This is a genomic window from Streptosporangium nanhuense, assembly GCF_059358815.1.
In genome coordinates, this window is the sequence record NZ_JCADBG010000018.1 from 93,543 (window position 1) to 106,506 (window position 12,964).

Consider the following 12,964-nt stretch of genomic DNA (forward strand, 5'->3'; position numbering starts at 1 on the left):
AGCTGCCTTTCACCGGTAAACGCGCGGGACCCGAGAACCGATCCTGGTCACGATCTCATGCGTGATCGTGCCGAGGGAATCCGCCCACTCCTGAGCGGTGGGCTCACCCCGCGAGCCGTCGCCGAACAGGATCACCTCGTCACCCTCCGCCAGCGGGTCGTCCCCGACGTCGATCATGAACTGGTCCATGCAGACCCTGCCCGCGATCCGCCGCCTGCGGCCGCCGGTCAGCACCTCCGCCAGGTTGGTGGCGTGCCGCAGAACCCCGTCCGCATACCCGAGCGGGACGAGGCCAAGCGTCGTTTCCCGATCCGTGACGTACAGATGCCCGTAGGACACGCCCGACCTGGCGGGCACCCGCTTGACCAGGGCGATCCGCGCGGCGAGCGTCATCGCCGGGCGCAGCCCGAAGTCTCCGAGCTGGGGCACCGGGCTCAGCCCGTAGGCCGCGAGGCCCGGGCGGACCAGGTCGTAGCGCGCCTGCGGCAGCGTCAGGAGGGCCGCCGAGTTGGCGATGTGCCTGACGACGTGGGAGCCTCCCGCGCCCGCCTTCTCCGCGACGAGCAGCGCCTCGTCGAAGGCGGCCAGCTGGGCCGCGATGGACGGGTCTCCCGGGATGTCGGCGCAGGCGAAGTGGGACCAGAGCCCGACGATCTCGATCGTGCCCTCGGCCCGGCGCCGCAGCGCCCGGTCGACCAGGGCGGACCAGTCGGCCGCCGTCGCGCCGCCGCGCGACATGCCGGTGTCGGCCTTCAGGTGGACCCTGGCCGTCCCGCCGATCGCGGCGGCGGCGTCGGCGATCGCGTCGACCTTGGCGGCCGAGCCCGCCGACAGCTCGACGTCGTGCCCGACGGCCTGCTCCAGCGGCTCGCCCGGCGGGATGATCCAGGCCAGGATCGGCGCGGTGATCCCGGCGGCCCGCAGCTCCAGGGCCTCGCGGATGTAGGCGGTGCCCAGCCGTCCCGCCCCGGCCTCCACGCAGGCGCGCGCGACGGGGACCAGCCCGTGCCCGTAGGCGTCGGCCTTGACCGCGACCATCACCTCGGCTCCGGGGGCGTGGCTCGCGAGCAGCGCCAGGTTCTCACGGATCGCCGAGAGGTCAACCCGTGCCTCGGCGGGAGTCATCGGGAAACTCATTCCCCCAGTTTGGCAGGTGAGCCACCGTGCCTGGTGCCGTCGACCGGTCCGTCAAGCAGGGAGCGCACCGCCTCGGGCAGGGCCTCGGCGACGTCCCAGGCGGTGAGAGGGCCCCGCCGACCGGCGATCCCGTGCAGGTAGGCGGCGCAGGAGGCCGCGTCGTATCCGCTCAGCCCGGCGGCCAGCAGCGCGCCCGCCAGACCGGCCAGCACGTCGCCGGTGCCGCCGGTCGCGAGCCAGGGGCTGCCGGTGGGGTTGATCCTGACCGGCCGCCCGTCCTCGGCGACCAGCGTGGTCGAGCCCTTGAGCAGCACCGTCACGCCCAGCTCCGCCGCCGCCCGCCGCGCGTTCTCCAGGCGCCGCGCCTCGATCCGCTCCCTCGGCACGCCGATCAGGCGGGAGAGCTCGCCCGCGTGCGGGGTGACCAGCACCGGCGCGCCCCGGCGCAGCAGGGACCTGTCCTGGGCGGCCAGGGTCAGCGCGTCGGCGTCGACGAGCACGGGAACCTCGCTCGACAGCACCGAGCGGGCGATGGCGCGCGCCTCGTCGCCGGTGCCCAGGCCGGGGCCGAGCACCCACGCCTGCACGCGGCCCACCTCCTCGACGCCCTCGCCTGGGGCGAGCGTGGTGATCACGGCCTCGGGCCAGCGGGCCCGTACCTGGGCCACCGGCTCGGCGACCCCGGCGTAGCGGACCATGCCCGCCCCGGCCCGCAGCGCCCCGCCCACGGCCAGCACCGCGGCGCCGGTGTAGCGCTCGCTGCCGGCCGCGATCCCGACGACGCCCCTGCGGTACTTGTCGGACGACGCGCCGGGCCTGGGCAGCAGCGCGGCCACGTCGGGGTCGGTCGGCACGGCCGTGTCGGGGTCGGGCAGGTGGGGGCCGAGGCCGATGTCGACGAGCTCCGTCCGGCCCGCGTGCCCGGCGCCGGGATCGACGAGCAGGCCGTTCTTCCACGCCCCGAACGTGACGGTGGCGTCCGCGCGGATCGCCGGGCCCTCCACCCGGCCGCTGCTCGCGTCCACGCCGCTCGGCACGTCCACCGCGACGATTTCGCCGGGCGCGTCGTTCGCGAGCCGGGCCAGGGTCGCGTACGGCTCCCTGAGCGCCCCGGCCCCGCCGATGCCGAGCATCCCGTCCACGATCAGGTCGGCCGCGCCGAGCAGGGCGCGGACGCGCGCTCCCGCCGGGTCCTCCGGGGTTCTCCGAGCCGGGCCTCCCGGGGCCGGGTCCCGCGCGGGGCCGTGATCGGAGCGCAGGTCCGTCACCCGGCCGCCCGCGCGGCGCAGGGCCTCAAGGCCCCCCGCGTGGACGCGTGTCCCGGCGAGCAGCGCGTCGACCCTGACCCCCCTGGCCGCCAGGCGGGCCCCGGCGTACAGGGCGTCGCCGCCGTTGTCGCCGCCGCCGACGAGCAGCACGACGCGCGAGCCGTACACCCCGCCGAGCATCCTGGCGCAGGCCACCGCGAGCCCGGTGGCCGCCCGCTCCATCAGGGTGCCCTCGGGCAGCGTCGCCATCAGCGCCGCCTCGGCCGCCCTGATCTGGTCGGAGGTGTACGCGGTCCGCATTCCACCGAATCTATCCCTCGGCGATCACGTAGGCGATGGCGACGCCCCCGTCATGGGTCAGGGAGAGGTGCCATCGGGTCACGCCCAGCTCCCCGGCGACCTCCGCCACCCGCCCGGTCACCCGCAGCTCGGGCCGCCCGTGCTCCCCTCGGACGACCTCGGCGTCCAGGTGCCGCAGCCCGGGAGGCGCGCCCAGAGCCTTGGCGACGGCCTCCTTGGCCGCGAACCTGGCGGCCAGGGAGGCCGTGCCCAGCGTGCTCTCCCCCTCGGTGAACAGGCGCCCCCGCAGCGCGGGCGTCCGCGCCAGCGTCGCCTCGAACCTGGCCGTGTCCACGACGTCGACGCCGATACCAACGATCATCCTCCCAGGCTAGTCACCGGCCCGGGGATCAGAAGGGGGTCAGAAGTCGCCGCGCTGCCAGGGGCCCCAGATGGCGAAGCTCATCCCCCTGGTCGCCTGGATGTTGACGTAGAGGGTGTGGCCTCCGGGGCCGAACGTCGAGCCGGCGAACTCGGCGCCGGAGTCGCCCTCGACGGGGACCAGCCGGGAGAAGTCGAAGATCTCGCCCCGGCGGGTGAGGCCACGCAGGTAGTTGTCACCCGAGCCGTCCTCGCAGAGGACCAGGGTGCCCCGGGGGCTGGCGGTGACGTTGTCGGGCAGGTCGAGGGTGACCGCGCCCGGCGACTCGTAGACGAGCCTGAGCCGCCCGCTCCACGTCTCGTACGCCCACACCTGGCCACGTCCCCTGCCGAAGCCGTTGGCCGGGGTGTCGGCGGGCGCGGTCGCGCCGCCCTGGGTGGAGACGAAGTAGATCGTGCCGTGGTGGTTGATCGCCCCCTCCAGCCGGGAGAAGAGCGCCGCCCCCTTGGCCCTGCCCTGGTTGCCGACGGCCTGGCTCGCGACGAGGTTGGTGGGGGTGCCGATGAAGGCGGGATCGGGGTCGTCGATGTCCACCCAGGTGGTCGCGTACGAGGCCCCCCTGGGCTGGCCGAGCGAGAGGTCCTTGCCCGGGGCGCCCCGCACCGCCAGCATCTGGAGCTTGCCGCCGTCGAGGATGCGACGGGCCACCAGCGGGTTCTTGGGAGGCAGGTAGCGGTAGAAGCCGGAGGCGAAGTTGAAGTTGTCCTCGGTGAGGTAGATCGCGCCGGTGAAGCCGTCGAACGCGGCCGACTCGTGGGCGAACCGCCCGGCGTTCCTGATCGGCCCCCCGGCCTTGCCGTCGATCGGGACCTCGAAGATGTAGCCGTGCTTCTGCGTGAGCCTGCTGTTGTCCTGGCCGGTGGAGTCGTTGCCCACGTCCGGCCCGTTGACGGTCTCCTCGCAGGTCACCCAGGCGCCCCAGGGCATCGGGCCGCCGGAGCAGTTCATCTGGGTGCCGGTCAGGCTGGGGGCGGACTTGAGCACCTTGCCGTAGCGGGTGACCCGGAGGGTCGAGGTGCCGCCGCCCGCCGCCGGGTCGTAGGCCCTGGCCGGGTCGCCGAACGCGCCGACCGGGCCGTTGACCTCGTGGTTGCGGATGAGGATCGCGCTGCCGGAGGGCCCCCGGAACGCGGCCATGCCGTCGTGCCTGGAGGGGACGGTGGATCCGTCGCTGTACTTGTCGCCGGCGGCGTTGAAGGACCTGTAGTGGAAGCCGTCGGGCAGGTGGAGGCGCACCACGCCGTCCCGCTCGTCCTTGACCGGCCTCAGCGGCCCGTACCCGGTGCCGGGCAGGAGCTCCCCGTTCGCCCCCGCCCGCGCGACACCGGCGAAGGGGCCGGCCACCCCGAGTGCGGCCAGCGCACCGCTCCGGGCGAGGAAACGACGACGATCCATCTTGCGGCTCCCCTGGGTCCGGTGGATTCACGCCACGTTAATCCGTCCCAGTAAACCGCTATATGGCATTTATCGACAATTAATCTGTCAAGGGGGCGGGCAGCCTCCATACCCACTTCCGGCCGTGGGTAATCCATAGACTTTGTCCACAGGCTGTGGAGAACTCCCGGGCACGGCTTACTCCACCGTGACCGACTTGGCGAGGTTGCGGGGCTGGTCGACGTCGTGCCCCTTGGCCGTGGCCAGCTCGCAGGCGAAGACCTGGAGCGGCACCGTGGCGACCAGCGGCTGGAGCAGGGTCGGCACGGCCGGGATGTGGATCAGCGTGTCGGCGTACCGCTCGACCGCGACGTCCCCCTCCTCGGCGATGACGAGGGTCCTCGCACCCCTGGCCCGGATCTCCTGGATGTTGGACACGATCTTGTCATGGATCACCCTCTGGCCGGACGGCGAGGGGACGACGACCACGACGGGGAGCCCCTTGTCGATCAGCGCGATCGGGCCGTGCTTCAGCTCCCCCGCCGCGAAGCCCTCGGCGTGCATGTACGCCAGCTCCTTGAGCTTCAGCGCCCCCTCAAGAGCGACGGGGAAACCCACGTGCCGCCCCAGGAAGAGCACGCACCGCTCGTCGGCCAGCGACCTGGCCAGCGCGCGGACCGGCTCGACGGTCGAGAGGACCTCGCTCACCTTGGACGGCGTCTGCGCCAGCCGGTCGACGATCTGGGTGATCTCGTCGCCGAACTTCACCCCTCTGACCTGGGCGAGATAGAGCGCCACCAGATAGCAGGCCACCAGCTGGGTGAGGAACGCCTTGGTGGAGGCCACCGCGACCTCGGGGCCCGCGTGCGTGTAGAGGACGGCGTCGGACTCGCGGGAGATCGTGGAGCCGTTCACGTTGCAGACCGCCAGCACCCGGGAACGCTGCCCGCGCGCGTGCCGTACCGCCATGAGGGTGTCCATCGTCTCGCCCGACTGGCTGATCACGATCACGAGCGTGTCGCGGTTGAGGATCGGGTCGCGGTAGCGGAACTCGCTGGCCAGCTCGACCTCGCAGGGCAGCTGGGCCCAGTGCTCGATGGCGTACTTGGCGATGAGCCCGGCGTGGTACGAGGTCCCGCAGGCGACCAGAATGATCTTGTTGATGTCGCGCAGCTCCTGGTCCGACAGCCGCATCTCGTCCAGTACCAGCCGCCCGTCCTGGCCGATCCTGCCCAGCAGCGTGTCGGCGACGGCCCGGGGCTGCTCGGCGATCTCCTTGAGCATGAAGTGGTCGTAGCCGTCCTTCTCCGCGGCGGCGGCGTCCCAGTCGACGTGGTAGTCACGCGTCACGGCCGGGAGACCCTGGAAGTCGACGACCGTGATCTTCGAGGGGCGCAGCTCGACCACCTGGTCCTGGCCCAGCTCCACCGCGTCGCGCGTGTACGCGATGAACGCCGCCACGTCCGAGCCGAGGAAGTTCTCCCCGTCCCCCCTGCCGATCACCAGCGGCGAGTTGCGCCGCGCCCCGACCACCACGTCGGGCTCGTCGGCCGAGACCGCGAGCAGGGTGAACGCCCCCCGCAGCCGCGGGCAGACCCGGCGCATCGCCTCCATGAGCCCCCCGGCGGCGAACTCCTCCAGCAGGTGCGCCACCACCTCGGTGTCGGTCTCGGAGACGATCCGGTGCCCCGCGCCCTCCAGCTCGGTCCTGAGCGCGGCGAAGTTCTCGATGATCCCGTTGTGGATGACCGCGATCCGCCCGTCGCAGTCGGTGTGCGGGTGGGCGTTGCGGTCGGTCGGGGCCCCGTGGGTGGCCCACCGGGTGTGCCCGATCCCCGTCGTCGCCTCGGTCGGCGGCGTGGGCCGCGAGACCAGCGCCGACCGGAGGTTGGCCAGCTTCCCCGCCCGCTTCTCCACGGCCAGGCCGTCCGCCCCGACCAGCGCGATCCCCGCCGAGTCGTACCCCCGGTACTCCAGCCGGCCCAGCCCCTCGACCGCGACCTCGATCGCCGACCGCTGTCCCGTATATCCCACTATTCCGCACATTGTCCTACCTCCTCCCTGAGAGATCGTCCGGCGCGTCTATGGAGAACCCCCTCGACAGCCCAAGAATCCCGCCCGGTACCGGGCGGGAACCCATTCCCGGCGGATCAATACCCGGCGGGAACCCACTCCCGGCGGATCAGCACCCCGAGAGAGCGCACATCAGGCCGATCAGTAGGCTCTCTGACCATGGCCAACGGTTTGGACACCGCGACACCGTACGTGCAGCTGAGCCGGGCGCAGTGGAGCGAGCTCCGCAAGAACACCCCCCTCACCCTCACCGAGGACGAGCTGGAGGAGCTGCGCGGCGTCGACGATCCGATCGACCTGGCCGAGGTCACCGACATCTACCTGCCGCTCACCCGGCTGCTCAACCTCCACTTCACCGGGGCCAGGCAGCGCAGCGCGGCGCTCAACACCTTCCTCGGCGGCGGGAGGCGGGAGGCGCCGTACGTGCTGGGCATCGCCGGAAGCGTCGCGGTCGGCAAGTCGACCACGGCCAGGCTGCTGCACACCCTGCTGGCCCGCTGGCCCGAACACCCCCGGGTGGAGCTGATCACCACCGACAGCTTCCTGTTCCCGAACGAGGTCCTCACCGCCAGGGACATCATGCACAGGAAGGGCTTCCCCGAGAGCTACGACCGGCGGGCCCTGGTCAGGTTCGTCGCCGACGTCAAGGCGGGCCTGCCGGAGGTGACGGCCCCGGTCTACAGCCACCTGGAGTACGACATCGTGCCCGGCGCGACCCAGACCGTACGCCGTCCCGACATCCTCATCGTCGAGGGCCTCAACGTCCTGCAGCCCGCCCCGCCCACCGCCCTGGCGATCAACGACTACTTCGACTTCTCCATCTACGTGGACGCCAAGGTCGAGCACATCCGCGACTGGTACGTGGACCGCTTCCACAAGCTCCGCCGCACGGCCTTCGAGGACCCGAAGTCCTACTTCAGGTATCTCGCCGACCTGTCGGAGGAGGAGGCGACCGACTTCGCCAAGAACGTCTGGCGCGACATCAACGAGCGCAACCTCGTCGAGAACATCGCCCCCACCAGGGGCCGGGCGGACCTGGTGCTCCACAAGGGCGCCAACCACTCCATCCAGCGCGTCCGCCTCCGCCGCATCTGACCCTCCTCGCCCCGGCGACGCGGCGGCTCGCCGACCCTCACGGGGAAACACCGGGAACCGGCGAACGGCGCGGGGCTCGAACGCGCCTGGCGCCGGGAGAAGCTCGGGGGTTGTCCCGTCCCCCACGGCGAGTTATCGTTTTTCGATAATATCGATATTCGATAGGGAGGTTGGTATGGAACCACCCACGTCCACCCCCGAATCAGAGCCGGCACCCCCGGGGACACGCCGCGACTTCTGGCTGAGGTGGCTGTACGGGGCACTTCTCCTGGCGGTTCTCGCCGTCGCTCTCCTGTCGATACGGCAACTCGCCGTCAGCGTCATGCTGGCGCTCGGCCAGGGAGGGACGGTTCCCGTGTCGATCCCGGCCGACAGCGTCAACCTCGGCACCTCACTGCCCCCGGGCGTCGAGCTCGCCGGCGATCATCTGCGGGCCACGGTCCGCGTGGCGGGTGGAGACCTCGCCGCGGGGCTCTACCATCTGCTGACCTGGCTTCCCCTGGCCGTGGTGAACCTTCTGTCCTTCTGGTGGATGGCGCGGCTTCTCGCCGGCGGGCTCAGGAGCGACCGGTCCCTGTTCTCCGCCCGGACGACCCGCGGCCTCCGCCTGATCGGCGTGACCCAGCTCGTCGGCACGCTGGTGATCTGGCTCACCGCGGGCATGGTCCAGAGCACGCTCTCGATCCATGTGCTCGGCACCGGCGCTTACTACGACGAGCTGTCCCCACCCGCTTTCACCGGTGCCGCTCTCATCGGTCTCTGCGCGCTGGCCGTGTCCGAGGTCGTTCGGAAGGGGCGGCACATGCTTGAGGACCTTGAGGGAACCGTGTGATGAAGGACGAGGTCCTGGAGCACGGCATCGAGGTCGCGCTCGGCGAGATACTCGCCGAGCGCGGCATCACTCTCACGGATCTGTCTCTCCGGGTGGGGATAACGCTGGCGAACCTGTCGATCCTGAAGAACGGGCACGCGAAGGCGATCCGCTTCAGCACGCTCTCCCGGATATGCGAGGAACTCGACTGCCAGCCCGGCGAACTGCTGCGGTACAGACCTTCACCGTCCGGGCCGCCGCCTTCCCCGCCGTTTCGGTCGGAGCCGCGCGGATAGTTCCCGGAACGGGAGCCGGTGAGGAAGGCGGGTGCCGTGGGCGAGACGGCGAGCGGTCGGGTGATCGTGGAGGTGCTGGGCCCGGAGGAGGCCGGGGCGATCACCGAGGAGGTCGGTGCGGCGTACCGGAAGTCGTTCGGTGCCCCGCCCAACGGCGAGGGGCCCGCCGAGTTCGAGCACCAGCGTGCCTCCTACGCCGACCTCCTCGGACGGCGGGGGTTCCGGCTCGCGGTCGCCCGGCAGGACGGGCTGCTGGTCGGCTTCGCCTACGGGGCGTTCCTGCGGGAGGGCGGTCGCTGGTGGAACGGCATGCGTGACCCGCTCCCGGCCGGGTTCACCCACGAGTCCGGTTCCCGCACCTGGCACCTGGTGGATCTGGGCGTACTGCCGGGCCACCGCGGGCGCGGCGTCGCCAGGCGGCTGACCGAGGCGGCGCTGGCCGGATGCGGGGCGCGGCGGGCGGTGCTGGCCGTGGAGCCGCGGTTGGAGCGCAACCAGCGGCTCTACCGGTCGTGGGGCTGGCGGCAGGTCGGGAGCGTGGACGCCCCGGCGTCGTCCGTCAACGACCTTTACGACATCTACGTACTGGAGGACCTGCCCGCGGGCAGGCCGTAGGAGCGCAGCCGCTCGTCCAGGCGCAGCAGGGGGTCGGTGCGGTTCCAGGTGAGAGGGCCTGGGAGGGCCTGGCGGGCGCCGGCGGTGGCCGCGACCAGCCGGGGGACCGGTTCCGGCCGGTGATCGTCTCGTGCGACCCCGGCTTCGGCATCACCCGGCGTGATCCGTCGCGGGCGGGTCACCGGAAAGCGTCGACGTTGCGCCGCGCCCATTCGGCGAAGGTGCGGGGGGCGCGGCCGAGGATCCTCTCCACGTCGGGGCTCACCCGCCGTTCGGCGTCCGACGGCTCGCCCAGGATGGCGAGGGTGCCGTCCACGACCGGCTCGGGCATGAAACGCAGCATCTGCTCCCGGGCCTCCTCGCGGCTCTGCTCGACGAACCGCACCGGCGCGCCCAGCGCGTCCCCGATCGCCTGAGCCCGCTGACGCGGGGTGATCGGCGCCGGGCCGGTGAGCTCGTACGTGTGCCCGGCGTGCTCCCCCTCGCGCAGGACCACGGCCGCGACCTCGGCGATGTCGGCCGGGTCGACGGCCGGCAGCCCGACGTCGCCGAACGGCGCGGCGGCCGTCCTCCGCGAGCGGATCGTCTCCGCCCACGCGAACGCGTTGGAGGCGAAGCCCCCCGGCCGCAGGACGGTCCACTCCAGGCCCGACCGGATGACGGTGTCCTCCAACGCCCGGAGGGGTGAGTGGGAGCCGGACTCCGGTCGCGTCCCGGCGGCCTGGGAGGACTGCAGGACGACCCGCCGGACCCCGGCGGCTCCGGCGACGTCGAGGATGGCCCGCGGGTCCAGGTGCTCACCGGCACCGGCGACGAGGAGGAACAGCGCGTCGGCTCCGTCGAGCGCCGGCCGGAGGCTCTCCGGGTCGGCGAGGTCGGCCGTGTGGTGCGTCGCGCCTTCGGGCACTGCCGAAGGTCGCCGTGAGACCGCCGCCACCCGCTCTCCGGCCTCGACCAGCGCCCGTACGAGCACCCGTCCGACGTTCCCGGTCGATCCCGTAACCACGATCATGAAAAGTTCCGTCCGCCGTAGCTGAGTTAGTTGACTGACTAAGCGGACCATAGCCAGCCGCCGCACCGGCTGTCTACACTTCTCAGTGAGATGACTGACTCAACCAAAACGAAGCAGGGCAAGCGGGAACGGCTCGTGGCCGCCGCGTCCCGGGTCCTGCACGAGCAGGGTGTCGAGAGGACGACGCTGGCCGACATCGCCCGCGTCGCCGAGGTCCCCCTGGGCAACGTCTACTACTACTTCAAGACCAAGGACCAGCTCGTCGAGGCGGCGATCGACGCGCACGCGCTCAACTTCCGGGCGATGACCGCCTCGCTCGACCTGCGCACCGGCCCCCAGGACCGCCTGAAGGCACTCCTGCGCGGCTGGGCCGAGCAGCGCGAGCTCACCGCACGGTACGGCTGCCCCACCGGGACCCTCTGCTCGGAGCTCGACAAGCGCACCGACGGCCTGGACCGCGCCGCGGCCGAGGTCATGCGGTTGCTGATCGACTACGCCGAGCTGCAGTTCCGGTCCATGGGCCGAGCCGACTCCCGCGAGCTCGCGATCGCCCTGGTCGCCGCCTACCAGGGCATCTCGCTCCTCACCAACACCTTCAGGGACCCCGAGCTCATGACCGGGGAGTGCCGTCGCCTGGAGCGCTGGATCGACTCACTCGCCTGAGGGCCCGCGCCGGTGGGCTCGGCGGCCCGTGCCGGGCTCGCCGGGACGTCCGTGCCGGGCTCACGGAAGATCGACGACACGCCCGGGGCCACCGCTACGAGAACCAATCACCATCAAAGGTAAAAAACGCTTCCACCTGCGGTTATATATGTCGGCACAGCACCAAGACTCAGTCGGTGGAGTGGATTAGCATCCGATATGTGAGCATGCCATCCCGCGGGCCGCTGAAGCTGAGCGTTGGCGCGAGCACCGGTATGAAGATCGGCGCCATCCTCCTCGCCGTCCCTTTCGTCGGCTTCCCACTGTTCGTGATCTCGAAGCTCGAACGAGCCGTTCAGCTGTCCGCCGAAGGATCCGCTCTCGAACTACAGATCCTGATGGTGCCCTTCGTCGTGGTCCTGGTGATCTTCCTCATCGTCGTCCTCGGCATCTTCCGCTTCCGGGCGGAGATGGAGGGAAGCGTCGTGGAGGTCCACAGCGCGTTCACGACGCGCAGGGTGGACCTCGCGCGGGCCCGCGTCTGGCTCGACTCCTTCCCCGAGTGCTCAAGGGCCCGAGACCTGACCGGCGGCCGGCTCCCGTACCTGTACATGTACGCCCAGGAGCAAGGCGGCAGAAAAGTCCTGCTGCGGCTGCGCGCGGCGCGCGCCTTCCTGCCGCCGCACGAGCTGGCGGCCCTCGCGGGCGCCATCGAGTCGGGCCACCGTACGGGCGCGGACGCCGAGCAGGCGGCCCGCACGGCCGGTCTGCTCCGGCACCTGAGCGCCGACCCCGCCATCAAGGTCCCCTGAGAGACCCCGGCACCTGGACGACAGCGGCCCGGGCACGGGCCGGATGAGACCGCGGCCGCAAGACAGCCATCCGGTTCAGGGCTTCAACGGGCCGGGACACACGTCCTAGGGTTGGCCCGTGCTGCATCTACGTGTGATCAGTCCACCGGACCTGTCGGGCAAGGTGCTGGAGGTGCTCGACGGGTGCGTCGGGGTGGTCAACATCGTCGTGTTCCCCGGTGCCGCGCGCTCCCCCGCCGGTGACCTCCTCCAGTTCGACATCGCCCGCGAGTCCGCCAACGAGGTGATCGACCGGCTCCAGGAGCTCGGCCTGCACGCGGAGGGCTCGATCGCGGCCGAGCAGGTCGACCTGTCGATCTCGGAGGTGGCCGAGCGCGCCCAGGAGGAGGCGCCCGGTGACAGCGACGACGCCGTGGTCTGGGCGGAGTTCGCCCAGCGGGTCGACGAGGACACCCGGCTCACCTGGGCGTTCCTGGCGTTCCTCACGATCGCCACGCTGCTCGCGGCGATCGGCGTGATCGTCAACTCGCCGATCCTCATCATCGGCGGGATGGTGATGGGGCCGGAGTTCGGCGCGATCGCGGCCATCTGCTTCGGCCTGCTCCGCACCGACCGGGACCTCATCGGCCGCGCGTCCAGGACCCTGGTCCTGGGCTTCGCCGCCGCCATCGCGATCACCTTCGTCTGCGCGCTGGTCTCGCGGGGGCTCGGCTGGATCGGCGTGAACTCGCTGAACGGCCACGAGGAGATCGAGTTCATCGTCAAGCCCGACAGGTGGTCGTTCATCGTCGCGCTGCTCGCCGGGGCCGCCGGGGTGCTCTCGGTCACCGCGGGCAAGTCGTCGGCCCTGGTCGGCGTCTTCATCTCGGTCACCACGGTCCCCGCCGCCGGATACTTCGCGGTCGCCGCCGCGCTGGCCCGCTGGGGCGACATGACCGCCTCGGCCGTCCAGCTCGGGGTGAACGTCGCGGGCATGGTCATCTCCGGCGTGATGACGCTCCTCGTCCAGAAGGCCTACTGGTCCCGGTTCGGGATGAGACTCCCGGCCCGCCCGGGTGGAGGTTGACGGCCGAGAATTGCCCATTCGGACGAGGCGAGACTCCTTCGC

At 71.6% G+C, this 12,964-nt stretch carries 14 protein-coding genes; 7 read left to right on the forward strand and 7 right to left on the reverse strand.

The features are described 5' to 3' along the window. Window positions 1-9: 9 nt before the first annotated feature. The 5 genes from alr to glmS all read right to left on the reverse strand — a co-directional run bounded on the left by alr (window position 10) and on the right by glmS (window position 6,546). The gene (alr, locus tag AC5L38_RS30350) at window positions 10-1,137 is read right to left on the reverse strand and encodes an alanine racemase (RefSeq protein ID WP_495246251.1); all 1,128 of its coding nucleotides are present in this window, start codon (window positions 1,135-1,137) and stop codon (window positions 10-12) included. After that, a complete protein-coding gene (locus tag AC5L38_RS30355; RefSeq protein WP_495246252.1) occupies window positions 1,134-2,705 on the reverse strand; it encodes an NAD(P)H-hydrate dehydratase in 1,572 nt (523 codons plus the stop codon). Before AC5L38_RS30355 ends, alr begins: the two co-directional genes overlap by 4 nt. 10 nt (window positions 2,706-2,715) lie before the next feature. Next, window positions 2,716-3,066: a holo-ACP synthase gene (locus AC5L38_RS30360; protein WP_495246253.1), complete on the reverse strand. Its 351-nt coding sequence runs from the start codon at window positions 3,064-3,066 to the stop codon at window positions 2,716-2,718. Between the two features lie 39 nt (window positions 3,067-3,105). Then, on the reverse strand, window positions 3,106-4,521 hold the full coding sequence (locus tag AC5L38_RS30365) for a PhoX family protein (RefSeq protein ID WP_495246254.1): 1,416 nt from the start codon (window positions 4,519-4,521) through the stop codon (window positions 3,106-3,108). 177 nt (window positions 4,522-4,698) lie between these two features. Continuing rightward, entirely contained in the window at window positions 4,699-6,546 is a 1,848-nt protein-coding gene (glmS, locus tag AC5L38_RS30370; protein WP_495246255.1) for a glutamine--fructose-6-phosphate transaminase (isomerizing), read from the reverse strand. Window positions 6,547-6,732: 186 nt separating this feature from the next. Between glmS and coaA the strand changes: the two genes are divergently transcribed. From coaA to AC5L38_RS30390, 4 genes are all read left to right on the forward strand, one after another. Next, entirely contained in the window at window positions 6,733-7,668 is a 936-nt protein-coding gene (gene coaA, locus AC5L38_RS30375) for a type I pantothenate kinase (RefSeq protein WP_495246256.1), read from the forward strand. Between the two features lie 175 nt (window positions 7,669-7,843). Further along, window positions 7,844-8,500: a DUF2975 domain-containing protein gene (locus AC5L38_RS30380; RefSeq protein WP_495246257.1), complete on the forward strand. Its 657-nt coding sequence runs from the start codon at window positions 7,844-7,846 to the stop codon at window positions 8,498-8,500. Beyond that, window positions 8,500-8,775 (forward strand): helix-turn-helix domain-containing protein, encoded by a 276-nt coding sequence (locus tag AC5L38_RS30385; protein ID WP_495246258.1) that lies wholly within the window; start codon window positions 8,500-8,502, stop codon window positions 8,773-8,775. The genes AC5L38_RS30380 and AC5L38_RS30385 overlap by 1 nt, the downstream gene beginning before the upstream one ends. 36 nt (window positions 8,776-8,811) lie before the next feature. Continuing rightward, on the forward strand, window positions 8,812-9,390 hold the full coding sequence (locus AC5L38_RS30390) for a GNAT family N-acetyltransferase (protein ID WP_495246259.1): 579 nt from the start codon (window positions 8,812-8,814) through the stop codon (window positions 9,388-9,390). Here the strand turns inward: AC5L38_RS30390 and AC5L38_RS30395 are convergent. Then, window positions 9,354-9,572 (reverse strand): hypothetical protein, encoded by a 219-nt coding sequence (locus AC5L38_RS30395; protein ID WP_495246260.1) that lies wholly within the window; start codon window positions 9,570-9,572, stop codon window positions 9,354-9,356. The two genes, AC5L38_RS30390 and AC5L38_RS30395, sit on opposite strands and share 37 nt — an antisense overlap. Further along, complete coding sequence (locus tag AC5L38_RS30400) at window positions 9,569-10,402, reverse strand: NAD(P)H-binding protein (protein ID WP_495246261.1); 834 nt, start codon at window positions 10,400-10,402, stop codon at window positions 9,569-9,571. Before AC5L38_RS30400 ends, AC5L38_RS30395 begins: the two co-directional genes overlap by 4 nt. 90 nt (window positions 10,403-10,492) lie before the next feature. Between AC5L38_RS30400 and AC5L38_RS30405 the strand changes: the two genes are divergently transcribed. The 3 genes from AC5L38_RS30405 (at window position 10,493) to AC5L38_RS30415 (ending at window position 12,922) form a co-directional block, all read left to right on the forward strand. Further along, entirely contained in the window at window positions 10,493-11,065 is a 573-nt protein-coding gene (locus AC5L38_RS30405; RefSeq protein WP_495246262.1) for a TetR/AcrR family transcriptional regulator, read from the forward strand. A gap of 200 nt (window positions 11,066-11,265) precedes the next feature. After that, window positions 11,266-11,856, forward strand: a complete 591-nt coding sequence (locus AC5L38_RS30410; RefSeq protein ID WP_495246263.1) for a hypothetical protein — start codon at window positions 11,266-11,268, stop codon at window positions 11,854-11,856. A gap of 118 nt (window positions 11,857-11,974) precedes the next feature. Next, window positions 11,975-12,922 (forward strand): DUF389 domain-containing protein, encoded by a 948-nt coding sequence (locus AC5L38_RS30415; RefSeq protein ID WP_495246264.1) that lies wholly within the window; start codon window positions 11,975-11,977, stop codon window positions 12,920-12,922. Window positions 12,923-12,964 lie beyond the last annotated feature (42 nt).